25 protein-coding genes and 1 tRNA gene are annotated in these 22,893 nt (G+C 65.6%); 1 reads left to right on the top strand and 25 read right to left on the bottom strand.

Annotation, left to right across the window (positions count from 1 at the left end; translation table 11 throughout):
* Window positions 1-4: 4 nt before the first annotated feature.
* From nuoH to H5407_RS11515, 16 genes are all read right to left on the bottom strand, one after another.
* The gene (gene nuoH / locus H5407_RS11590; protein WP_183104607.1) at window positions 5-1,102 is read right to left on the bottom strand and encodes an NADH-quinone oxidoreductase subunit NuoH; all 1,098 of its coding nucleotides are present in this window, start codon (window positions 1,100-1,102) and stop codon (window positions 5-7) included.
* Window positions 1,103-1,106: 4 nt separating this feature from the next.
* Window positions 1,107-3,431, bottom strand: coding sequence for an NADH-quinone oxidoreductase subunit NuoG (gene nuoG, locus H5407_RS11585; RefSeq protein WP_183104606.1), 2,325 nt, complete (start codon window positions 3,429-3,431; stop codon window positions 1,107-1,109).
* 17 nt (window positions 3,432-3,448) lie between these two features.
* Window positions 3,449-4,792 (bottom strand): NADH-quinone oxidoreductase subunit NuoF, encoded by a 1,344-nt coding sequence (nuoF, locus tag H5407_RS11580; protein ID WP_183104605.1) that lies wholly within the window; start codon window positions 4,790-4,792, stop codon window positions 3,449-3,451.
* 8 nt (window positions 4,793-4,800) lie between these two features.
* On the bottom strand, window positions 4,801-5,307 hold the full coding sequence (nuoE, locus tag H5407_RS11575; RefSeq protein ID WP_183104604.1) for an NADH-quinone oxidoreductase subunit NuoE: 507 nt from the start codon (window positions 5,305-5,307) through the stop codon (window positions 4,801-4,803).
* Entirely contained in the window at window positions 5,304-6,557 is a 1,254-nt protein-coding gene (locus H5407_RS11570) for an NADH-quinone oxidoreductase subunit D (RefSeq protein ID WP_183104603.1), read from the bottom strand. Before H5407_RS11570 ends, nuoE begins: the two co-directional genes overlap by 4 nt.
* A gap of 69 nt (window positions 6,558-6,626) precedes the next feature.
* Complete coding sequence (locus tag H5407_RS11565) at window positions 6,627-7,223, bottom strand: NADH-quinone oxidoreductase subunit C (protein ID WP_183104602.1); 597 nt, start codon at window positions 7,221-7,223, stop codon at window positions 6,627-6,629.
* A gap of 15 nt (window positions 7,224-7,238) precedes the next feature.
* Window positions 7,239-7,715, bottom strand: coding sequence for an NADH-quinone oxidoreductase subunit B family protein (locus H5407_RS11560; RefSeq protein WP_046113908.1), 477 nt, complete (start codon window positions 7,713-7,715; stop codon window positions 7,239-7,241).
* A 132-nt stretch (window positions 7,716-7,847) separates the two neighbouring features.
* Window positions 7,848-8,207 carry an NADH-quinone oxidoreductase subunit A gene (locus H5407_RS11555; protein WP_183104601.1) on the bottom strand — a complete coding sequence of 120 codons (360 nt, stop codon included), beginning with the start codon at window positions 8,205-8,207 and terminating at the stop codon, window positions 7,848-7,850.
* 242 nt (window positions 8,208-8,449) lie between these two features.
* Window positions 8,450-8,534: transfer RNA gene (locus H5407_RS11550), tRNA-Leu, on the bottom strand.
* Window positions 8,535-8,719: 185 nt separating this feature from the next.
* Window positions 8,720-9,103, bottom strand: a complete 384-nt coding sequence (gene secG, locus H5407_RS11545; RefSeq protein ID WP_183104600.1) for a preprotein translocase subunit SecG — start codon at window positions 9,101-9,103, stop codon at window positions 8,720-8,722.
* A gap of 70 nt (window positions 9,104-9,173) precedes the next feature.
* Window positions 9,174-9,914: a triose-phosphate isomerase gene (gene tpiA, locus H5407_RS11540; protein WP_183104599.1), complete on the bottom strand. Its 741-nt coding sequence runs from the start codon at window positions 9,912-9,914 to the stop codon at window positions 9,174-9,176.
* Between the two features lie 17 nt (window positions 9,915-9,931).
* Entirely contained in the window at window positions 9,932-10,918 is a 987-nt protein-coding gene (locus H5407_RS11535) for an NAD(P)H-quinone oxidoreductase (protein ID WP_183104598.1), read from the bottom strand.
* A 54-nt stretch (window positions 10,919-10,972) separates the two neighbouring features.
* A complete protein-coding gene (gene pnp / locus H5407_RS11530; protein WP_183104597.1) occupies window positions 10,973-13,108 on the bottom strand; it encodes a polyribonucleotide nucleotidyltransferase in 2,136 nt (711 codons plus the stop codon).
* Window positions 13,109-13,336: 228 nt separating this feature from the next.
* Window positions 13,337-13,606 (bottom strand): 30S ribosomal protein S15, encoded by a 270-nt coding sequence (rpsO, locus tag H5407_RS11525; RefSeq protein ID WP_183104596.1) that lies wholly within the window; start codon window positions 13,604-13,606, stop codon window positions 13,337-13,339.
* Between the two features lie 295 nt (window positions 13,607-13,901).
* Window positions 13,902-14,420, bottom strand: coding sequence for a DUF2244 domain-containing protein (locus H5407_RS11520; protein ID WP_183104595.1), 519 nt, complete (start codon window positions 14,418-14,420; stop codon window positions 13,902-13,904).
* 117 nt (window positions 14,421-14,537) lie between these two features.
* Window positions 14,538-14,747 (bottom strand): hypothetical protein, encoded by a 210-nt coding sequence (locus tag H5407_RS11515; RefSeq protein ID WP_183104594.1) that lies wholly within the window; start codon window positions 14,745-14,747, stop codon window positions 14,538-14,540.
* 425 nt (window positions 14,748-15,172) lie between these two features.
* Between H5407_RS11515 and H5407_RS11510 the strand changes: the two genes are divergently transcribed.
* The gene (locus tag H5407_RS11510; protein WP_183104593.1) at window positions 15,173-15,616 is read left to right on the top strand and encodes an Hsp20/alpha crystallin family protein; all 444 of its coding nucleotides are present in this window, start codon (window positions 15,173-15,175) and stop codon (window positions 15,614-15,616) included.
* 33 nt (window positions 15,617-15,649) lie between these two features.
* On the opposite strand, the gene tsaD is transcribed toward H5407_RS11510, so the two are convergent.
* From tsaD to H5407_RS11465, 9 genes are all read right to left on the bottom strand, one after another.
* Window positions 15,650-16,690 (bottom strand): tRNA (adenosine(37)-N6)-threonylcarbamoyltransferase complex transferase subunit TsaD, encoded by a 1,041-nt coding sequence (gene tsaD / locus H5407_RS11505; protein ID WP_183104592.1) that lies wholly within the window; start codon window positions 16,688-16,690, stop codon window positions 15,650-15,652.
* Between the two features lie 2 nt (window positions 16,691-16,692).
* Entirely contained in the window at window positions 16,693-17,031 is a 339-nt protein-coding gene (gene fdx, locus H5407_RS11500; RefSeq protein ID WP_183104591.1) for an ISC system 2Fe-2S type ferredoxin, read from the bottom strand.
* Between the two features lie 41 nt (window positions 17,032-17,072).
* Window positions 17,073-18,929, bottom strand: a complete 1,857-nt coding sequence (hscA, locus tag H5407_RS11495) for a Fe-S protein assembly chaperone HscA (RefSeq protein WP_183104590.1) — start codon at window positions 18,927-18,929, stop codon at window positions 17,073-17,075.
* Window positions 18,930-19,001: 72 nt separating this feature from the next.
* Window positions 19,002-19,523 carry a Fe-S protein assembly co-chaperone HscB gene (hscB, locus tag H5407_RS11490; RefSeq protein ID WP_183104589.1) on the bottom strand — a complete coding sequence of 174 codons (522 nt, stop codon included), beginning with the start codon at window positions 19,521-19,523 and terminating at the stop codon, window positions 19,002-19,004.
* A gap of 105 nt (window positions 19,524-19,628) precedes the next feature.
* On the bottom strand, window positions 19,629-19,952 hold the full coding sequence (gene iscA, locus H5407_RS11485; RefSeq protein WP_183104588.1) for an iron-sulfur cluster assembly protein IscA: 324 nt from the start codon (window positions 19,950-19,952) through the stop codon (window positions 19,629-19,631).
* Window positions 19,953-19,968: 16 nt separating this feature from the next.
* Window positions 19,969-20,355, bottom strand: a complete 387-nt coding sequence (gene iscU / locus H5407_RS11480) for a Fe-S cluster assembly scaffold IscU (protein WP_183104587.1) — start codon at window positions 20,353-20,355, stop codon at window positions 19,969-19,971.
* 48 nt (window positions 20,356-20,403) lie between these two features.
* A complete protein-coding gene (locus H5407_RS11475; protein WP_183104586.1) occupies window positions 20,404-21,624 on the bottom strand; it encodes an IscS subfamily cysteine desulfurase in 1,221 nt (406 codons plus the stop codon).
* A gap of 51 nt (window positions 21,625-21,675) precedes the next feature.
* On the bottom strand, window positions 21,676-22,212 hold the full coding sequence (locus H5407_RS11470) for a Fe-S cluster assembly transcription factor (protein ID WP_183104689.1): 537 nt from the start codon (window positions 22,210-22,212) through the stop codon (window positions 21,676-21,678).
* 188 nt (window positions 22,213-22,400) lie between these two features.
* Window positions 22,401-22,868: a low molecular weight protein-tyrosine-phosphatase gene (locus tag H5407_RS11465; RefSeq protein ID WP_183104688.1), complete on the bottom strand. Its 468-nt coding sequence runs from the start codon at window positions 22,866-22,868 to the stop codon at window positions 22,401-22,403.
* Between the last annotated feature and the right edge of the window lie 25 nt (window positions 22,869-22,893).

The following is a 22,893-nucleotide window of genomic DNA, read 5'->3' as shown; positions in this document are numbered from 1 at the left end:
CGGCTTACTTCCAGATGTTCAGCGGCGACTGGATCCACAGGCCGACGACGACCAGCCAGATCAAGGTCACGGGAATGAAGATCTTCCAGCCCAGACGCATGATCTGGTCATAGCGGAAGCGTGGGAAGGTGGCGCGCACCCACAGGAACATCGTGACAACGAAGAAGGTCTTGGCGAACAGCCAGAACCAGTTCCAGAAGGCCATGCTGTTCTGGATGAACTGGGGCGTCTCCATGCCCAGCAGGCCAAAGGAGATCGGTGCACTCCAGCCGCCCAGGAACATGACGACGGCCAGGGCCGAGACCAGGATCATGTTGGCGTACTCGGCCAGGAAGAACATCGCGAAGGACATGCCCGAGTACTCGATCATGTGGCCGGCCACGATTTCCGATTCACCTTCCACCACGTCGAAGGGGTGGCGGTTGGTCTCGGCCAGGCCCGAGATGAAGTACACGACGAAGATGGGCAGCAGGGGCAGCCAGTTCCAGGACAGGAAGTTCACGCCCATCGAGGCGAAGGTGCCCTTCTCCTGCGCGGTGACGATGTCCGTCATGTTCATGCTGCCGGTGACCATCAGCACCACCACGAGCGCGAAGCCCATGGCGATTTCATAGGACACCATCTGCGCCGAGGCCCGCAGCGCGCCCAGGAAGGCGTACTTCGAGTTGGAGGCCCAGCCGGCGATGATCACGCCGTACACCTCGAGCGAGGTGATGGCCATCAGGAACAGCAGACCGGCGTTGACGTTCGCTACCGCCGCGTCCGGACCGAAGGGCACCACGGCCCAGGCGGCCAGGGCCGGCATGATGGTCATGATGGGGCCCAGGAAGAAGAGCCCGCGGTTGGCGGCGCTGGGGAGGATGATCTCCTTGAAGATCAGCTTCACCGCGTCGGCGATGGGGGTCAGCAGGCCGTAGGGGCCCACGCGGTTGGGGCCCGGACGGATCTGGGACCAGCCGATGGCCTTGCGTTCCCACAGGGTCAGGTAGGCCACGCAGACCATCAGCGGCGCGACAACCGCAATGATCTTGAGCAGGCTCCAGACCACAGGCCAGAGTGCGCCCAGCAGGGAGGCGCCGGATTGGTAGAGGCTTTCGATCATCGCGTCACACCTTGGCAATCGTCAGGCTGCCGAATGCGGCACCCAGGGCGGCGGTTTCGGGCAGGCCGGCAGGCACGCGCACCACATGGGCGGGCAGCGTGGCATCCAGGCGAGCCTTCAGGCGGGCCGAGCCGGCGCCGTCCTGGCTCACTTGCACCTCGGCGCCCTCCCCCAGACCCAGTTGGGTCCACAGGGCCTGGCTCACATGGGCCACGGCGGCGTTCTTGGCGTCGGTGGTCAGCTGCAGCGAGGTGGCATGGCGCACCAGGGCGTCGGTCGCGTAGATGGGCACATCGGCCAGGCGTTCCACGGTGGCGGCGGTACCGAACTGCACGGTGGCGGTCGAGGCGTTGTTCAGGCGGCTGCTCAGGTCGGCATCGACGCCCAGGGCCTCGTTGCGCACCTGCTCGGAGCTTTCCTGGCCGAAGCCGGAGAGGCCCAGCAGGCTGCCCAGCACGCGCAGGATCTTCCAGCCCGGGCGGGTCTCGCCCAAGGCCTTGGCCACGCCCACGAAGCTCTGCAGGCGACCCTCGGCGTTGACGAAGGAGCCCGAGGTCTCGGTGAAGGGAGCCGTGGGCAGCAGCACGTCGGCGTAGTCCATGCCGGACTTGAAGGGGCTCATCACGACGACCATCTCGGCGGCGTTGACGGCCTTCACGGCTGCGGCGGGGTTGGCGGTGTCCAGGGCCGGATCGACGTTCAGCAGGATCAGGGCCTTGGCGGGCTTGCTTGAGAGCAGCTCACCCGCGTTGGCACCGCCCTGCCCCGGCACCGCGCGGACCAGCTGGGCGCCCACCGTGTTGGCGGCGGCGCTCAGGTAGCCGACGGTGGCGCCGGTCTCATGGGCGATCCAGTTGGCCAGGCTCAGCAGGCTGGCGGCCTGCGGATGCTCGGCGGCCGCATTGCCCAGCAGCACGGCCTTGCGCGTGCCACCCAGCAGGCTGCTGGCGATGGCTTGCGCTTCGGCGGTGGCGCTGCCGGCGGCCGGGGCGCTCACACCCTTGGCAGCGGCGATGGCGGCGGCCACATTGGCCAGCTCCTGGACCCAGGCCGACGGGGCGGCCGTGATGCGGTTCGCGACGGGCAGCAGCCAGTCGTCAGCCGAGCCATGCAGGGACGAGACCTGGGCGCCGTGGCGGGCGGCCTGGCGCAGGCGCTGCGCGAACAGCGGGTGGTCCTTGCGCAGGAAGGAGCCGATCACGAAGGCGCGGTCCAGCGAGGTCAGCGCGGCAATCGAGCTGCCCAGCCAACGGGCCTGGCCTTCGCCAGCACCGTTGTCAAAGGCGGCGTGGCGCACGCGGTGATCGATGCTCTGGCTGCCCAGGCCGCGCACCAGCTGGCCCAGAAGGAAGAGTTCTTCCACCGTGCTGTGGGCCGAGCCCAGGGCCGCGATGCTGGCAGCGCCGTGCGTGTCCTTGATGGACTTCAGGCCGTTGGCCACGTACTCCAGGGCCACGGTCCAGTCGACGGCCTTCCATTGGCCGCCCTGCTTGATCATGGGCTGGGTCAGGCGCTGCTCGCTGTTCAGGGCCTCGTAGGAGAAACGGTCGCGGTCGGCGATCCAGCACTCGTTGACGTCTTCGTTCTCCAGGGGCACGACGCGCATGACCTGGTTGTTCTTGACCTGGACGATCAGGTTGGCGCCGGTGGAGTCATGCGGCGACACGCTCTTGCGGCGCGACAGCTCCCAGGTGCGGGCGCTGTAGCGGAAGGGCTTGCTGGTCAGCGCGCCGACCGGGCAGATGTCGATCATGTTGCCCGAGAGCTCGGAATCGACCGTGCGGCCCACAAAGGTCTGGATCTCGCTGTGCTCGCCGCGGTGGGCCATGCCCAGTTCCATCTTGCCGGCGATTTCCTGGCCGAAGCGCACGCAGCGGGTGCAATGGATGCACCGGCTCATCTCTTCCATCGAGACCAGCGGGCCCACGTTCTTGTGGAAGACCACGCGCTTCTCTTCGGTGTAGCGGCTCTTGGAGCCGCCGTAGCCGACGGCCAGATCCTGCAGCTGGCACTCACCGCCCTGGTCGCAGATGGGGCAATCCAGCGGGTGGTTGATCAGCAGGAACTCCATCACGCCCTGTTGGGCCTTGATGGCTTTCTCGCTCTTGGTGCGGACGATCATGCCTTGCGTGACCGGGGTCGCGCAGGCAGGCATGGGCTTGGGGGCCTTTTCCACGTCCACGAGGCACATGCGGCAGTTGGCCGCGATGGAGAGCTTCTTGTGGTAGCAGAAATGCGGGATGTAGGTACCGGCCTTTTCAGCAGCATGCATGACCATGCTGCCTTCCTGGACCTCTACCTTCTTGCCGTCGAGTTCGATTTCAACCATGGTTCGTGTCCTGGCGTTCAGGCCGCTTTGGCGCGGGCCTGTTGAGCCTGTTCGATCTTCTGCACGAACTCGTGCTTGAAGTGCTTGATCATGGCGCGCACCGGCATGGCGGCCGCGTCGCCCAGAGCGCAGATGGTGCGGCCCTGGATGTTGTCAGCGACCGAGTTCAGCAGGTCGACGTCTTCCAAGCGCCCCTGGCCGTGGGCGATGCGCTCGATCACGCGGTGCATCCAGCCCGTGCCTTCGCGGCAGGGCGTGCACTGGCCGCAGGACTCGTGGGCGTAGAAGTAGGACAGGCGCAGCAGGCTGGTGACCATGTCGCGCGAGTCGTCCATCACGATGACAGCGCCCGAGCCCAGCATGGAGCCGGCCTTGGCGATGGAGTCATAGTCCATCGTGCACTGCATCATCACCTCGGCCGGCAGCACCGGGGCGGACGAACCGCCCGGGATCACGGCCTTGAGCTTGCGGCCGGTGCGCACGCCGCCGGCCAGCTCGAGCAGCTTCTCGAAGGGCGTGCCCAGCGGAATCTCGTAGTTGCCGGGCTTGTTGACGTCACCCGAGACCGAGAAGATCTTGGTGCCGCCATTGTTGGGCTTGCCGATTTCGAGGTAGGGCTGGCCACCGTTGCGGATGATCCAGGGCACCGCCGCGAACGTTTCGGTATTGTTGATGGTCGTGGGCTTGCCGTACAGGCCGAAGCTCGCCGGGAACGGCGGCTTGAAGCGCGGCTGGCCCTTCTTGCCTTCCAGCGACTCCAGCAGCGCGGTCTCTTCGCCGCAGATGTAGGCGCCGAAGCCATGATGGGCGTGCAGCTGGAAGGAGAAGCTCGAACCCAGGATGTTGTCACCCAGCAGGCCGGCCGCACGGGCCTCTTCCAGGGCCGCCTCGAAACGCTCGTAGACCTCGAAGATCTCGCCGTGGATGTAGTTGTAGCCGACCTTGATGCCCATGGCATACGCCGCGATCGCCATCCCTTCGATGACGATATGCGGGTTGTACATGAGGATGTCGCGGTCCTTGCAGGTGCCCGGCTCGCCTTCGTCGGAGTTGCAGACGAGGTACTTCTGGCCGGGGAACTGGCGGGGCATGAAGCTCCACTTCAGGCCGGTCGGGAATCCGGCGCCACCACGGCCGCGCAGGCCGGAGGTCTTGACCTCGGCGATGACCTGGTCAGGCGTCAGACCTTCACCGCCGTCCTTGCCCAGGATCTTGCGCAGCGCTGCATAGCCGCCACGGGCTTCGTAGTCCTTGATCGACCAGTTGCTGCCGTTCAGGTCGGCGTAGATCTGCGGGCCGAGGTGGCGGCCATGGAAGCAGGTCTCGACGCCCTTGCTTTGAAACTTGGAGAGATCCAGCATGCTTGCCCTCAGTTCTTGGCGTGGGCCTTCAGCGTATCGACGAGCTCGTCGAGGCGCTCATGGCTCATGAAGCTGCACATCTGGCGGTCGTTCACCAGCATGACCGGCGCGTCGGCGCAGGCGCCCAGGCACTCGCACTTCTGCACCGTGAAGACGCCGTCAGCGGTGGTGCCGCCCTCTTCCACGCTCAGCTTGGTCAGCAGATGGTCCAGCGCCTGCTGGCCATTGCGCAGCTGGCAAGGCAGGTTGGTGCACACGTTCAGCTTGAACTTGCCGACCGGGCGCTGGTTGTACATGTTGTAGAAGGTCGTGACCTCATACACCGCGATGGCGGGCATGCCCAGGTAGGCGGCGATGGCGTCCTCGCTCTCGCGGGACACATGGCCCTGCTCCTGCTGCACGATGGACAGGCAGGCCATCACGGCGGATTGGCGCTGCTCGGCCGGGTACTTGGCGACCTCGCGGTCGAAGCGAGCGCGGGTGGCGTCGCTGAGCTGGTAGGGAGTGCTGCTCATCGGTCAATCTCACCGAAAACGATGTCCATGGTGCCGATCACGGCGACGGCGTCGGCAATCATGTGGCCGCGGGACATTTCGTCCAGGCCGGCCAGATGGGCGAAGCCCGGGGCGCGGATCTTCAGGCGATAGGGCTTGTTGGCGCCATCGCTGACGATGTAGATGCCGAACTCGCCCTTGGGGTGCTCGACGGCCGCATAGGCCTCACCCTCGGGTACGCGGAAGCCTTCGGTGAAGAGCTTGAAGTGGTGGATCAGCTCTTCCATGTTGGACTTCATGTCCACACGGGCCGGCGGCGCCACCTTGTGGTTATCGGTGATGACGGGGCCGGGGTTGGCGCGCAGCCACTTCACGCACTGCTCGACGATGCGGCAGGACTGGCGCATTTCCTCGACGCGCACCACGTAGCGGTCGTAGGTGTCGCCGTTGGTGCCCACGGGGATGTCGAAGTCCATCTTGGCGTAGACATCGTAGGGCTGGCTCTTGCGCAGGTCCCAGGGGATGCCGGAGCCGCGCAGCATGGCGCCGGTGAAGCCCATGTTCAGGGCACGCTCGGGCGTCACGACGCCGATGCCCACGGTGCGCTGCTTCCAGATTCGGTTGTCGGTCAGCAGGGTCTCGTAGTCGTCAACGTTCTTGGGGAAGCGCTTGCAGAAGTCCTCGATGAAGTCGAGCAGCGAACCCTGGCGATTCTTGTTCAGCTCGGCGATCGTCTTGGCGTTCTTGATCTTGCTGACCTTGTACTGCGGCATGGTGTCCGGCAGGTCGCGGTAGACGCCACCCGGACGGAAATAGGCCGCATGCATGCGCGCGCCCGACACAGCCTCGTACATGTCGAAGATGTCCTCACGCTCGCGAAAGCAGTAGATGAGGATGTTCATCGCACCGCAGTCCAGGCCGTGGCAGCCCAGCCAGAGCAGGTGATTCAGGATACGGGTCAGCTCGGCGAACATCACGCGGATGTATTGCGCGCGCTCCGGCACCTCCAGCCCCAGCATCTTCTCGATGGCCAGGCAGTAGGCGTGCTCATTGGCCATCATCGACACGTAGTCGAGGCGGTCCATGTAGGGCAGAGACTGGATGTAGGTCTTGCTCTCGGCCAGCTTCTCGGTGGCGCGGTGAAGCAGGCCGATGTGCGGGTCGGCGCGCTGGATCACTTCACCGTCGAGTTCCAGCACCAGGCGCAGCACGCCGTGCGCGGCCGGGTGTTGGGGACCGAAGTTGAGGGTGTAGTTCTTGATGTCAGCCATGGATCAGGACTCCCGCCGGGCCGGCCCGACGAGGGGCAGCGAACGAATGTGGGCTTGAGGGCGAATCATTCAGAGTCCGCCGTAGTTGTCTTCACGGATCACGCGCGGCGTGATCTCGCGCGGCTCGATGGTCACCGGCTGGTAGATCACGCGCTTTTGCTCGGCGTCGTAGCGCATTTCGACGTGCCCGGTGGTCGGGAAGTCCTTGCGCATGGGGTGGCCGATGAAACCGTAGTCGGTCAGGATGCGGCGCAGGTCCTCGTGGCCCTCGAAGATGATGCCGAACATGTCGAAGGCCTCGCGCTCGAACCAGTTGGCCGAGTTCCAGATAGGCGTGACCGAGGCGACACAGGGGAAGTCGTCGTTGGCGGCCAGCACCTTGAGGCGCAGGCGCCAGTTCTTTGTCACGGACAGCAGGTGCGAGACGGCGGCGAAGCGCGGGCCTTCATAGGCACCTTCGCCGTAGCTGCTGTAGTCCACACCGCAGAGGTCGATCAGCTGCTCGAAGCGCAGCTCGGAGTGGTCACGCAGGGTCTTGGCCACAGCGGCGTAATGCCCGGGCGCGACGCGGATGGTGATCTCACCGAACTCGCGCTTAAGATCGATGATCTGCTCGCCCAGCACCTTTTCCAGGGTGGCCTGCAGGGTGTCGAGTTTCATGGTCATGGAGCCCTGCCCTCTTCAGCGTGCGATGGTGTTTTCGCGGCGGATCTTGGCCTGCAGTTGCAGGATGCCGTACAGCAGCGCCTCGGCGGTGGGCGGACAGCCCGGCACGTAGACGTCCACCGGCACGATGCGGTCGCAGCCGCGCACGACGGAATAGCTGTAGTGGTAGTAGCCGCCGCCATTGGCGCAGGAACCCATGGAGAGCACCCAGCGCGGCTCTGCCATCTGGTCGTAGACCTTGCGCAGGGCCGGCGCCATCTTGTTGCACAGCGTGCCTGCCACGATCATCAGGTCGGACTGGCGTGGGCTGGGGCGGAACAGCATGCCGAAGCGGTCGATGTCATAGCGTGCCGCACCGGCATGCATCATCTCGACCGCGCAGCAGGCCAGACCGAAGGTCATGGGCCACAGAGAACCGGTCTTGGACCAGTTGATCAGCTTGTCGACCGAGGTGGTGACGAAGCCTTCCTTCAAAACGCCTTCAATACCCATAGCACGCTTCCAATCTGTCTACCCGAACGGGCCGAGCGCCGGGCCGCCCCAAGCCGGCCCACATTGCCAGCCGCAGGCTGGCACCCCCTCGGGGGACCGCCCAGCGCCTAGCGCTGGGCGAGGGGCAAAAGCTCACTCCCAATCAAGGGCACCCTTTTTCCATTCGTAGGCAAAGCCCACGACCAGGATGCCCAGGAAAACCATCATCGCCCAGAAACCTGTCGCCCCGATTTCACGCAGGGTCACGGCCCAGGGGAAGAGGAAGGCGATTTCCAGGTCGAAGAGGATGAAGAGGATGGCGACGAGGTAGTAGCGCACATCAAACTTCATGCGCGCGTCTTCAAAGGCCTCGAAGCCGCATTCGTAGGGGGAGTTCTTGGCCTGATCCGGCCGGTTGGGTCCGAGGAGGTAGCCCAGGATCTGGGGCGCTATACCCACCACTGCGCCGACCAGAATGAAGAGGATGACGGGGAGGTACTGTTCCAGACTCACAGCTTTGCTCTCGGTTGCGCCAGCGACCATGGCCTCCAGGCCACCAGCACGCCGACAGAGTCGACAAAAGCAACGGGCGCGCCGCTGGCGATAGACCTATCGCTCACGGACCGCGCCCGGCTTGTCCCTTAGCAGGTTTGATCTTGCGACCACCCCTGCCACAGGGCGCTTCAACCAGGATCGCTTGCACACCACCGGGCTCCAACCCGGGGATGTTAACGCACGACCTCGATTGAGGAATTTGGTGCCGACGGCGAGACTCGAACTCGCACAGCTTTCGCCACTACCCCCTCAAGATAGCGTGTCTACCAATTTCACCACGTCGGCGGTTTTTACTGTCCGGTAGCATGAGGAATTGCGTTCCAGACAGCCTCGAATTCTATACTGAAAAAAACGCCCTTCAGAGAGAAACAGCGGTTTTTTGCGGTGCAGGCGGATTGATCTGCGACAGACTTTCCGCCCGAGCCCCGGCAGGCAGAGGGACAGGTCTTGCCTCTCTGCGCATCTGGGGCTTACTTGCTGGCAGCAGGAGCCACCGGCTGGGCAGCCACCGGGGCCTCAGGAATGGCAGCCGCGCCGGAAGCGGCGACGGCAGGCGCTGGAGCGCTCGCAGGAGCGGCACGCTCCAGCAGGCTTTCCTGGGAAGCGCCAGCCTCACGATGGCTGCCAAAATAGGCCAGACCCAGAGTGCAGATGAAGAAGAGCGTGGCGCAGATGGCCGTGCTGCGCGACAGGAAGTTGGCACTGCCAGTGGCACCGAACAGGCTGCCGGAGGCACCGCTGCCGAAGGAGGCACCCATGTCGGCACCCTTGCCGTGCTGCACCAGCACCAGGCCGATCATGACCAGCGCGCTCAGCAGCTGGACCACGAGGATCAGGTTCATCAGGACTTGCATTCGTATCTCCAAATCGAATCAGCCGCCCGCCACTTCACAGGCAGGCGCACAGTAAAAGCACTCTTGGGTCTCAGCCCGCGGCACGGCAGATGGCCGAGAAGTCCGCCGCCTTCAGGGCCGCACCACCGATCAGGCCACCGTCGATGTCCGGCTGGGCAAACAGCTGGGCGGCATTGTCGGCCTTGACGCTGCCACCGTAGAGGATGCGCATGGCGTCGGCCTTCTGGGTGGCTGCGCGCAGCTGCTGGCGCAGCACGGCATGCACGGCCTGAGCCTGCTCCGGCGTCGCCGTGAGGCCCGTACCGATGGCCCACACCGGCTCATAGGCCAGCACGATCTCGCCGATGCAGTGGGTCAGCGTGTGGATCACCGCAGCCAGTTGGCGCTTGACCACATGCTCGGTCTGCCCGGCTTCGCGCTCGGCCAGCGTCTCGCCCACGCACACGATGGGCGTGACGCCATGAGCCAGCGCCGCCTTCGCCTTGTCGGCCACCAACTGGTCGCTTTCCTGGTGGTAGGCGCGGCGCTCGGAGTGTCCGACGATGGCAAAGCGGCAACCGATGTCCGCCAGCATGGCCGAGGACACCTCGCCCGTGTAGGCCCCCTGCTCATGCGCCGAGCAGTCCTGCGAACCGTAGGCGATCTGCGCACCCGTCAGGGCCAGCGCCGTCTCGGTGATGTAGGGGAATGGCACGCACACGGCCACATCGGCCGTCCAGGGGCCAGCTTCCTTCAGGCCGCTCAGCAACAGGGCATTCGAGGCCCGGTTGCCATGCATCTTCCAGTTGCCAACGACCAGCTTCTTGCGCATGAATAACCTCGTGAAACTCACCAGACCAGGACGATCTTGCCCACATGCTCGCCCGATTCCATCAGGGCGTGGGCTTGGGCCGCCTGGTCGGCAGGCAGTTGTTGATAGATGACCGGCGCGATCACGCGCGAGGCCAGCAGCGGCCAGACCCGCTCGCGCAAGGCCCGGGCGATGCCCGCCTTGAAGGACAGGGAGCGCGGACGCAGCGTCGAGCCGCTGATCGTCAGGCGGCGGCGCAAGACCCGACCCGCATCGAACTCGGCCTTGACCCCGCCCTGCACCGCGATGATGACCATGCGGCCATCATCGGCCAGACACTGCACGCCGCGGGCCACGTAGTCGCCCGCAACCATGTCCAGGATGACATCGACGCCCCGCCCCTGCGTAGCCGCCTTCACCTCCGCGACGAAATCCTGCTCGCGGTAGTTGATGGCAACGTCCGCCCCCAGCTTCAGGCAGGCCTGCGCCTTGGCCGCATTGCCCACCGTCACGAGAACGCGGGCGCCGAAGGCCTTGGCCAGCTGGATGGCGGTGACGCCGATGCCGCTGCTGCCGCCATGGACGAGCAGGCTTTCGCCCCCCTTCAGCGAGGCCCGTTCGAAGACATTGCTCCACACGGTGAAGAACGTCTCCGGCAGGCTGGCCGCCTCGGCCATGCTCCAGCCCGCAGGCACAGGCAGACACTGCTCGACAGGCGCCACGCAGCGCTCAGCATAGCCGCCACCCGCCACCAGCGCACAGACGGCATCGCCCGCGCGCAGGCCGGCAGCGGCCAGAGCCGTCTCGTCGCCCGCGACGATGCGCCCTGCAACCTCCAGCCCCGGCAAAGGACTCGCCCCAGCCGGGGGCGGATATGCGCCCTTGCGCTGCAGCACATCAGGGCGGTTGATGCCGTAGGCCTCAACCACAATGAGGCACTCCCCTGCCCCAGCCTGAGGCTCGGGCAGGATCTGCAGCTGCAGGACCTCGGGTCCGCCAGGCTGGCTAATGGCGATGGCGCGCATGGCGTGTCGCTGGCTCAGTGCTTGAGTCGGTGCTGGACGATGCCTGGCCGGCAATTACTCGCCAGCAGGCTCGGCAACCGGAGCAGCCGGAGCTGCGTCGCGATCGATCAGGGCCTTCATCGACAGCTTGATGCGACCCTTCTCGTCGGTCTCCAGGACCTTGACCTTGACCACTTGGCCTTCCTTCAGGAAGTCCGTCACCTTCTCGACGCGCTGGTGCGCGATCTGGCTGATGTGCAGCAGGCCGTCCTTGCCGGGCAGCAGGTTCACCAGGGCACCGAAGTCCAGGATCTTGGTGATGGGGCCTTCGTAGACCTTGCCCACTTCCACTTCGGCCGTGATTTCCTCGATGCGCTTCTTGGCAGCGGCGGCGCGGTCGGCGTCGGTCGAGGCAATGGTGATGGTGCCGTCCTCGCCGATGTCGATCTGCGTGCCGGTCTCTTCGGTCAGCGCACGGATGGTGGCGCCGCCCTTGCCGATCACGTCACGGATCTTCTCGGGGTTGATCTTCATGGTGTACAGGCGCGGAGCGAACTGCGACACCTCGGTCTTGGCGCCACCGACGGCATCGACCATGGCACCCAGGATGTGCAGGCGGGCTTCCTTGGCCTGAGCCAGGGCGACCTGCATGATTTCCTTGGTGATGCCCTGGATCTTGATGTCCATCTGCAGGGCGGTGATGCCACCGGTCGTGCCGGCCACCTTGAAGTCCATGTCGCCCAGGTGATCTTCGTCACCCAGGATGTCGGTCAGCACAGCGAAGCGGTTGCCGTCCTTGATCAGGCCCATGGCGATGCCTGCCACGTGAGCCTTCAAGGGCACACCGGCGTCCATCAGGGACAGGCAGCCGCCGCAGACGGAAGCCATCGAGGACGAGCCATTGGACTCGGTGATCTCGGAGACCACACGGATGGAGTACGGGAACTCTTCCTTGGTCGGCAGCACGGCCACCAGGGCGCGCTTGGCCAGACGGCCGTGGCCGATCTCACGGCGCTTGGGGCTGCCCACGCGGCCCGTCTCGCCGGTGGCGAACGGAGGCATGTTGTAGTGCAGCATGAAGCGCTCGCTGAACTCGCCAGCCAGGGCGTCGATGGTCTGAGCATCGCGCTCGGTGCCCAGGGTGGCGGCGACCAGGGCCTGCGTCTCACCGCGAGTGAACAGCGAGGAGCCATGGGCGCGCGGCAGCACGCCAGAGCGGATCTCGATCGGGCGCACGGTGCGGGTGTCACGGCCGTCGATGCGGGGCTCGCCGGCCAGGATCTGGCTGCGCACGATGCGGGCCTCGATTTCGAACAGCAGGCCATCGACCTCCACGCCGTCGAAGGCCAGGCCTTCAGCGGTCAGCGCTTCCTTGACCTTGGCATACGCCTCGCGGCAGGCCTGGGTGCGGGCCTGCTTGGAGCGGATCTGATAGGCAGCGCGCAGGGCTTCCTCGGCCAGGCCGGTGACCTTGGCGATGAAGGGCTCATCCTTGGCAGGAGCGGCCCAGTTCCACACGGGCTTGCCGGCTTCCTTCACCAGCTCGTGGATGGCGTTGATGGCGATCTGGCCCTGCTGGTGGCCGTAGACCACGGCGCCCAGCATGATGTCTTCGCTCAGTTGGTCGGCTTCGGACTCGACCATCAGCACGGCGGCTTCGGTGCCCGCAACCACCAGGTCCATCTTGGACTCGGTCAGCTGGGTCTTGCCCGGGTTCAGCACGTACTCGCCGTTGATGTAGCCCACTCGGGCGGCACCGATGGGGCCATTGAAGGGGATGCCGGAGATGGCCAGCGCAGCGCTGGTGGCGATCATTGCGGCGATGTCAGCCTGGACCTCGGGGTTCAGCGACACCACATGCACCACGACCTGGACTTCGTTGAAGAAGCCTTCGGGGAACAGCGGGCGAATGGGACGATCGATCAGACGGCTGGTCAGAGTCTCGAGCTCGCTGGGGCGGCCTTCACGCTTGAAGAAGCTGCCGGGGATCTTGCCGGCAGCATAGGTCTTCTCGATGTAATCGACGGTCAGGGGGAAGAAGTCCTGGCCGGGCTTGGGTTCGTTCTTGGCGACGACGGTGGCCAGCACCACGGTGTCATCGATGTTCACCAGCACGGCGCCGGTGGATTGACGGGCGATCTCGCCGGTCTCCATGGTGACGGTATGGGGGCCCCATTGGAAGGTCTTGGTGACCTTGTTGAACATGCTCATGTGCATCTCCTCAATTGCGAACAGTGCTTGCGGCGCACTGCGAAACCGGGAGTGGGGCTGGGTCTGGCGCGATGCCATTCCAGGGCGACTGGCTCAGGACTTCAGCCCTGCAAACCGCCTTGGAATGACACATCCGCCACGTCAGCTCGACTCCAACAGCGAACAACAAAAACAAAGAGCCTGTGCTGGCTTGAAAATCCAGACAGGCTCTTTGGCGTCATGGGCGAATTACTTGCGCAGGCCCAGCTTCTGGATCAGGGCGGTGTAGCGAGCCGCGTCCTTGTTCTTCAGGTAGGCCAGCAGGCTCTTGCGCTGGTTGACCATCTTCAGCAGACCGCGACGGCCGTGGTGGTCCTTGGCATGGGTCTTGAAGTGGGGGGTCAGCTCGTTGATGCGAGCGGTCAGCAGGGCCACTTGGACTTCGGGGGAGCCCGTGTCGTTGGCGCTGCGTGCGTTGGCCTTGACGATTTCGGCCTTGTTCAGATCGGCGACTGCCATGATGCGTTCCTTCAAAGGGGAAGCCGCTGGCAGGACAGACCCACGCAGACGGTTTCCGGTACTGGACTTGCGGACACAGGTGAAACCTACCCATGCCGTGCTGAGATTCCACCTCTTCCAGCCACCCTCAAAAGGCAGGAGAAAGACGCGAAACCGGCGGAGTATAGCGCACTTGAGCGAGGACAAGTCAGAAGACCTCCGCCCAGCCCGCGGGGCGCAGACGCGACACGAGAGCACCCCGCCCCTATCTGCATCCACGAGCCCTGGCGCGCCTCCACCCTGTCGGCGAAGCTCCTCAGCAGGCCGCAAAGGGAACGAAGTGGCTGTCAGCGGCAGGAACGGCGGCACCCCGACCGGGCAAGGCGGCATTGGCCACCGCCCTGCGCCGGGCCTGCTCCAGGTCCCGCAAGACCGCCGCGCACGCTGCCGATGAAGCGTAGCCCCGGATCCGGACGATCGTCGAGCCACACTCCAGGCGCAGTCCGCGCGCGTCGGCCCGCATGCGCAGGCAGGCCAGGGGCAGATTGCAGACGCTCTGTCGCGACCCACGCCGCTTGATGACCTCCAGCCAACCGTCCCGCACGGTCAGCACCGCACGATCGCCCCCATGGCGGGCTTGGACCAGGGCCGCCATGCCCATCGCTGCCGCCTGCAGCATGGCGAAGACCAGGGGCCATGGGCTGCCCACGGCCGCAAAGGCCAGTCCGAACGACAGGCTCAATCCGCAAGGCAGCGCACAAGCGACCAGCAAGCGGCCCGGCTGAAGGCTGCTGCGGCGCCGCAGTTCCCAGCGCTGCAGCGGCTCCCGCGCCATTTGGGCCGGCGAACAGGCCAGAGCGGACGAGTTTGGCACCACGCCCCCTACCCCTGCGCAATCGCCGCACATGAAGCGCAGCAGCCCGGGAAATGCCAGGCCGCGCACCCTGCGGGCTCAGCGCTGACGGTTGCCTTCTTCGCGCGACGAGTCCTCGCTGCGCCCGGCGGCGTCCCCGCGGTTGCTGTCCTCCCCGCGACGGCGAGGCTGATGGCCGCCTTGCCGCTCCAGCCCGCGTTGCTGATCCTGACCTCGCGAAGAATCTGCGTCCTTGCCTGGGCCTGCGTCCTTGCCTTGGGCCGCGTCATTGACGTCCTGCTGGGTCATGGTGGTACTCCTATGAAGTTAAAGGAACCGGCAGCTGCCGACACCCTTCACTGGCAAGGCCGATGCCCAGTGGGCCAGGCCTTCCCAGGCCCGTGCATGCCGCTTGTTGCGGCAAGCCCTACCTCGCCAGGCAAGCCTTGCCGCTTCAAGACTCCAGAAGTCGTCACCCTACCCACCCCACACTCCGGAACGCGGCGACTGGTTGCGGGACGGCGCGCGCCGCCGCCCTGCAGGCGTCTTTCGCGGCCAAGAGATGACATCTGGCTTCGAATGTCTGCATTTCAAGTGTCGAGACAGGCTTTCCTGCCGCAACTCAAGAAATTGAATACTCCCGCGTGCGAGGCCCTTGAAAGCCTGGCCAGGACTCATAAGTTGGCAGCAAGGGGACGTTCCCCGAGCGATGAATGCAGCCACAAGGAGGCCCTATGTTTCTCGTGCCCACTTCCCGCCAAGCCCATGATCTTTCCCGCAGCCTGGAGCGCCTGTTCGATGACAGTTTCGGCAACGTCTTCGGCCAGGAAGGCCGCGAACTGAGTCAGGCCCTGCGCAGTCCTGCGCTGGACGTTAGCGAGTCCGACAGCGCCTACACCGTGAAGCTTGAAATGCCTGGCGTGCCCAAGGAAGCGGTGAAGATCACCGTGGACGGCCGTCGCATCAATGTCGAGGCCGAGCAGAACAAGGACGAGGAAAAGAAGGACGGCGAGCGCGTGCTTTATCGCGAGCGCTCTGTGTCCCGCTTCTCGCGCAGCTTCAGCCTGCCGCAGGAGATCAGCGAATCCGACTCCAGCGCGCGCATGGAACATGGCGTGCTGACGCTGATCCTGGCCAAGCGCCAGGCCAAGGGCGGAGCCCGCCTGACGGTCAGCTGATGCGCAGATGAGCCCGGCTGTCGGGGCCCCGCCTCAGGCAGCCGACAGGTCCCAGCGCGGCCGCACGCCGAAGCTGCCGTCGTCGCGCAGCCGGGCCGTGCCGCGCTGCAGGCGCATGGCGGCGGCCATGGCGATCATGGCGCCGTTGTCGGTGCACAGGCTCAGCTCAGGGTAATGCACCCGCACACCCCGCCGGGCGCAAGCGGCATTGAGCTGGGTCCGCAGCGAGGCGTTGGCGCCCACACCACCTGCCACCACGAGGCGCTTGAGCCCGGTACTCTTCAGGGCCATCAGCGACTTCTTGACCAGCACCTCGACGATGGCCGCCTGGGTGCTGGCTGCAAGATCGGCGCGTTGCTGCTCGGTGGGGGCATCGCCCAGCTTCTTCACCTGCGTCAGCACGGCTGTCTTGAGGCCGGCGAAACTGAAGTCCGGTCTGCCGCTGTGCAGAAGCGGGCGAGGCAACTCGAAGGCATCCGCCCTGCCCTGCTCCGCCAGCCTCGAGAGATGCGGACCGCCCGGATAGGGCAGGCCCAGCAGCTTGGCGCTCTTGTCGAAGGCTTCGCCAGCAGCATCATCAATGGTCTCACCCAGGATCTCGTACTGGCCGACTTCGCCCACCCGCATCAGCTGCGTATGCCCGCCCGACACCAACAGGGCCACGAAGGGGAACTCCGGAGGATCTGCCGAGAGGAAGGGCGACAGCAGATGCCCCTCCAGGTGATGCACACCCACAGCAGGCTTGCCCAGCGCCGCAGCCAGCGACACCGCCACGCCCGCGCCCACCAGAAGCGCCCCGGCAAGACCTGGCCCCTCGGTATAGGCAATCACATCCACATCCTGCAGGCCCAACTGCGCCTGGGCCAGCACCTCGCGGCTCAGCGGCAGCACGCGGCGGATGTGGTCCCGCGAGGCCAGCTCGGGCACCACGCCGCCATAGGCCTGGTGCATGGCAATCTGGCTATGCAAGGCCTGCGCCAGCAGTCGCGGCGTGCCGGACTGCCCGGCCGGCGGCAGTTCGACCAGGGCGACCCCGGTCTCGTCGCAGGAGGATTCGAAGCCCAGGACCCGCATGCTCAGTGCTTTTCCTTGGCGTGGTTGATGGAGTACTTGGGAATCTCGACCGACACGTCCTTCTGGCCCAGGATGGCCTGGCAGGACAGGCGCGAGTTGGGTTCCAGGCCCCAGGCTCGGTCGAGCATGTCTTCCTCGCCCTCTTCCATCTCGGACAGTGAAGCAAAGCCCTCGCGCACGATCACATGGCAGGTGGTGCAGGCGCAGACCTGGTCGCAGGCGTGCTCGATCTCGATGCCGTTGTCCAGCAAGGCCTCGCAGATGGAGGTGCCCGCCGGCGCGCTCACCTCGGCGCCCTCGGGGCAGTACTCGGCGTGGGGCAGGATCTTGATGATGGGCATGACGTTCTCTCGTTGTTCAGTTCAGTGGGCTGGCTGTGCACTTACATCTGCTCGATGCTGCGGCCGGCCAGGGCCTGCTGGATGCCACGATTCATGCGGGCGGCGGCAAAGGCCTCAGTGCCCTTGGCCAGGCGTTCCACGCCTTCGGTGATGGCGGCCGCATCCTCGCCAGCCGCCAGGGTCTGCAGGGACGAAAGCAAGGCTTCGATCTCGGTCCGCTCGCCGGCATGGAGCAGGTCGCCATCCGCCGCCAGGGCAGAGAGCGTTGCCAGATGCATGCGCTCGGCCTCGACCTGAGCCTCGCGCAGGCTGCGCGCCTGCATGTCGGACTCCGCACTGGCAAAGCCATCCTTGAGCATCTGGGCGATCTGCTCGTCAGCCAGGCCATAGCTGGGCTTGACCTGCACTGCGGCCTCCACACCGGACCCCAGCTCCTTGGCCGAGACGCTCAGCAGGCCGTCGGCGTCCACCTGGAAGCTGACGCGAATGCGCGCCGCACCCGCAGCCATGGGCGGGATGCCGCGCAGCTCGAAGCGCGCCAGCGAGCGGCATTCACTCACCAGCTCGCGCTCACCCTGCAGCACGTGGATGGCCATGGCGGTCTGGCCGTCCTTGAAGGTCGTGAAGTCCTGGGCCTTGGCGATGGGAATGGTGGCGTTGCGCTCGATCACGCGCTCCACCAGGCCACCCATGGTCTCCAGGCCCAGGGACAGCGGGATCACATCCAGCAAGAGGATCTCGCCGTCGGACGAATTGCCGGCCAACTGGTTGGCCTGCACGGCCGCCCCGAGGGCCACGACCTCATCCGGATTCAGATTGGTCAGCACTTCGCGGCCAAAGAGTTGGCTCACCGCCGCACGCACGGCCGGCATGCGCGTAGAGCCGCCAACCATGACCGTGCCCTGAACGTCCTCCGGCTTGACACGGGCATCGCGCAGCACGCGGCGCACGGAAGTCAGGGTGCGATCAACCAGGGGCTTGGTCAGGGACTGGAACTGCTCGCGGCTCACCGTCACGTCCAGCGGGCCGGCGTCCAGGGCGGCCTTCAGTTGGGCCTGAGCCTCACTGGAGAGCTGCTCCTTGGCCGCCCGAGCCGCCACCAGCACGGCGCGCTTGTCGTGGGCGGTGCTGAGCTGCAGCCCCGACTGAACCAAGGCCCAGTCGGCCAGCGCGTGGTCGAAGTCATCACCGCCCAGGGCCGCATCACCGCCCGTAGCCACCACCTCGAACACGCCGCGGGTCAGGCGCAGCAGGGAGATGTCGAAGGTGCCACCACCCAGGTCGTAGACGGCATAGAGGCCTTCCGAGCCGTTGTCCAGGCCATAGGCAATGGCCGCGGCGGTGGGCTCGTTGATCAGGCGCAGCACCTTGAGACCGGCCAGTTGCGCGGCGTCCTTGGTGGCCTGGCGCTGAGCGTCATCGAAATAGGCAGGCACGGTAATCACGGCGCCGAAGAGGTCGTCGGCGAAGGTGTCCTCGGCCCGATGGCGCAGGGTCGCCAGGATCTCGGCAGACACCTCCACCGGCGTCTTGAGCCCCTCACGGGTGAGCAGGCTCAGCATGCCCGGCGTGTCCTCGAACTGATAGGGCAGCTTCTCGCGCCCCTGCACGTCCTGGACCTTGCGCCCCATGAAACGCTTCACAGAGACGATGGTGTTCAGCGGATCCTCCGCCTGCGCCGCCAGGGCCTGCGCACCGATCTGACGACCGCCACCCTCGAGATAGCGCACGGCTGAGGGCAGGATCACGCGCCCCTGGTCATCAGGCAGGCATTCAGCCACGCCATGGCGCACGGCGGCCACCAGGGAATGCGTGGTGCCGAGGTCGATGCCCACGGCGATGCGGCGCTCGTGAGGATTGGGCGAGGCGCCGGGTTCGGAGATCTGCAGCAGGGCCATGGAGTTCAGGAAATCAGAGGTGTTCTTGTTCTGGACAGCTAAGCACGGGAGGCCAGGGACTCGGCGGCAAACTCAGTATTGTTCCAGGGCTTCGAGCCGGCGGTCGATGTCGCTGCGGAAGCGGGCCACGAACATCAGGGCGCGCACGCACTGGGCGGCAGCGTCGGCATCGCCCTGCTCGTCAAGCAGGCGGCCGGCCTCGCGCAACAGCTCGGTCTCGCGGTCGGCGACCTCGGCGTCCAGAGCCTGCACGGCCTCCAGCGTCTGCGCCTCGTCGAGGGCCTCGCGCCAGGCCATCTGCTCCATCAGGAAGCTGGCCGGCATGCGGGTGTTCTCGTGCTCATTCAGGGCCGCGCCACGCAGCTCGCAGAGATAGGCCGCACGCCTGAGCGGATCGCGCAGGCGCTGGTGAGCCTCGTTGACCCGCAGCGCCCATTGCATGGCGCGCCTCTGGGCGGCCGCGCCTTCGCTGGCGTAGCGGTCCGGGTGCACCTGGGCCGCCAGGGCCTTCCAGCGCGACTCGATCTCCTCGCGGGACTGCGTGAAGCGCGGTGCCAGCCCGAACAGCGCGAAGTCATCGTCAGCGAGATTCATGCATCCATTCCTTCCATCGGCCCTGCCAGCGGCACGTGCCGCGCCTGGCACCTGAAGCACAAAAGGCGCGAGATCCCCCGCGCCCTTGCCTGCCCGCCCGGGTGATCAGACCCTGAAGGACTCACCGCAGCCGCAGCGATCCTTCTCGCGCGGGTTGCGGAACTTGAAGCCTTCATTGAGGCCCTCGCGGACGAAGTCCAGCTCCGTGCCGTCGAGGTAGGGCAGACTCTTGGGATCGACCAGCACCTTCACGCCATGGCCTTCGAAGATCACGTCTTCGGGCGCTATCTCATCGGCATATTCCAGCTTGTAGGCCAGGCCCGAGCAGCCCGTGGTCTTGACGCCCAGTCGCACACCCACACCCTTGCCGCGCTTGGAGATGTAGCGCGTCACGTGGCGTGCGGCGGCTTCGGTCAGGGTGACTGCCATCGTCGCTCGTCCTTGCTCAGTTGCCGTGCTTGGCGCGGTAATCGTCCACGGCTGCCTTGATGGCATCCTCGGCCAGGATGGAGCAGTGGATCTTCACCGGCGGCAGAGCCAGCTCCTCGGCAATCTGGGTGTTCTTGATGGACAGGGCCTGGTCCAGGCTTTTGCCCTTGACCCACTCGGTCACCAGGGAGCTGGAGGCGATCGCCGAACCGCAGCCGTAGGTCTTGAACTTGGCGTCCTCGATCAGGCCCGTGGCCGGGTTGACCTTGATCTGCAGCTTCATGACGTCACCGCAAGCGGGTGCGCCCACCATGCCGGTGCCCACAGTGTCGTCGCCCTTCTCGAAGGAACCGACGTTGCGGGGGTTTTCGTAGTGGTCAACGACCTTTTCGCTGTATGCCATGGTATCTCTCCAACGATCTGTATGTCTGTGACTGCCTCGGTGCAGCGCTCAGTGGGCGGCCCACTGGATGGTGCTGAGGTCCACGCCGTCCTGGTACATCTCCCACAGCGGCGAGAGTTCGCGCAGCTTGGCCACGTTCTGGCGGATGGTGTCGATGGCGTAGTCAATGTCTGCCTCGGTCGTGAAGCGGCCGAAGGTCATTCGCAGGGAGGAATGGGCGAGCTCGTCGCTGCGGCCCAGGGCGCGCAACACATAGCTGGGCTCCAGGCTGGCCGAGGTACAGGCCGAGCCCGAAGACACGGCAATGCCCTTGATGCCCATGATCAGGGACTCGCCTTCGACGAAATTGAAGGACATGTTCAGGTTGTGCGGCACCCGGCGCTCAAGGTCGCCGTTGACGAACACCTGTTCGACATCCGACAGGCCGCGTAGCAGGCGTTGCTGCAAACCGCGAATGCGCTCGCGCTCTGCCCCCATCTCTTCCCTCGCGATGCGGAAGGCTTCGCCCATACCCACGATCTGGTGTGTGGGCAGGGTGCCCGAGCGCATGCCGCGCTCGTGACCGCCACCGTGCATCTGCGCCTCGATACGGATGCGGGGCTTGCGGCGTACATAGAGAGCGCCGATGCCCTTGGGGCCGTAGGTCTTGTGCGAGGCCAGGCTCATCAGGTCCACGGGCAGCGTGGCCAGATCAATGTCCACCTTGCCGGTGGCCTGCGCGGCATCCACATGGAAGATCACGCCGCGCTCACGGCACAAGGCGCCGAGCGCGGGGATGTCCTGGATCACGCCGATCTCGTTATTGACGAACATGACCGAGGCCAGGATGGTGTCTGGGCGCATGGCTGCCTTGAAGGCCGCCAGATCGACCAGGCCGTTCTCCTGGACATCGAGATAGGTCACCTCGAAACCCTGGCGCTCCAGCTCGCGGCAGACGTCAAGCACGGCCTTGTGCTCGGTCTTCACCGTGATGATGTGCTTGCCTCGGGACTGGTAGAAGTGAGCGGCGCCCTTGAGCGCCAGATTGTTGGACTCGGTCGCCCCTGATGTCCAGACGATTTCGCGAGGGTCGGCGCCGATCAGGGCCGCGACCTGCTCGCGGGCCTTCTCATTGGCAGCCTCGGCTTCCCATCCCCAGGCATGGCTGCGCGAGGCGGCGTTGCCGAAATGCTCGCGCAACCAGGGGATCATGGCGTCCACGACGCGCGGATCGACCGGTGTGGTCGCGCCGTAGTCCAGGTAGATGGGGAAATGAGGGGTCATGTCCATGGTGAGGGGCTGGCGACGGAGGCTGGCTTGCAGGTGAACTTGGGAACGGACTCACTTCGTCAGGGCGCTGTTGCCCAGGGCGAAGACAGAATTGGGAGCAGTGATGCGGATGGGTTTCACCACCGGCGTCGATGAGATGGCACGCTTGATCGGGGCCTCCTCAATGGTCACGCCCTTGGCAAGCTGGTCATCCACCAGTTTGCGCAGCGAGACGGAATCCAGGTACTCGATCATCTTGGCGTTGAGGCTGGTCCAGAGCTCGTGCGTGATGCAGCGCCCGGTATCCTCGCCCATGCAGTTTTCCTTGCCACCGCAGCCGGTGGCATCGATGGGCTCGTCCACGGCGACAATGATGTCGGCCACGGTGATCGCGTCGGATTTGCGGCCCAGTGAATAGCCGCCGCCGGGGCCGCGGGTACTCTCGACCAGCTCATGCCGCCGCAGCTTCCCGAAGAGCTGCTCCAGGTAGGACAGGGAAATCTGCTGCCGCTGGCTGATGGCCGCCAAGGCAACCGGGCCGCTGTTTTCACGCAGAGCCAAGTCAATCATCGCGGTAACGGCGAAACGACCTTTGGTGGTAAGACGCATGCAACTCTCCTTCGGCCTGACGACCATGAGCCTGCTCGAACACCAGACAGAACCCAGAGAAATTCTGGGTTAACCCTGGCCTATTTCCGAGCATTTTACTCAATTATCGGGAGCTTCATCCGCCGGCCGCTGCACCGCAGCACAAATACCCCGAGCATGAAGGGCTTTCAGCGCCTCGCGCCCCCTGCTCAGCGGCCTTGTGGCAAGCGCTCAGCCAGCGTTCTGGCCAAGGGCGCGCAGGCGGCCTCGACCAGATCCAGCACCGCTTCAAAGCCCTCAGCGCCCCCGTAGTAAGGGTCGGGCACGTCCTGCCCGGCAAGGCCTGGCGCGTGATCCAGCAGCAGACCCAGCTTGTGGCGAAGGCCCGTCGGGCAACGCTGTTTCAGCGTCCGGAGGTGGCCGCGGTCCATGGCCAGGATGAGGTCGGCTTGTTCGAAATCAAGCGCCTGCACGGCCCGGGCGCGTTGAGCTGAGAGATCGTAGCCGCGCCGGCTGGCGTGAGCCTGACTGCGAGGATCGGGAGCCTCGCCCGCGTGCCAGCCCTGGATGCCCGCAGAATCGACTCGCACCCTGCCCGCCAGGCCCATCGTCTGCAGTTGGTGCTGCAGCACGCCCTCGGCCGTCGGCGAGCGGCAGATATTGCCGGTGCAGACCATCAGCACCGTCAGGCCAGGCCCCGCC

It is taken from the genome of Mitsuaria sp. WAJ17 (assembly GCF_014174515.1).
Taxonomy (GTDB): Bacteria; Pseudomonadota; Gammaproteobacteria; order Burkholderiales; family Burkholderiaceae_C; genus Roseateles_B.
The sequence above is the reverse complement of the archived record's forward strand: the minus strand, read 5'-3'. Positions and strand labels throughout refer to the sequence as shown.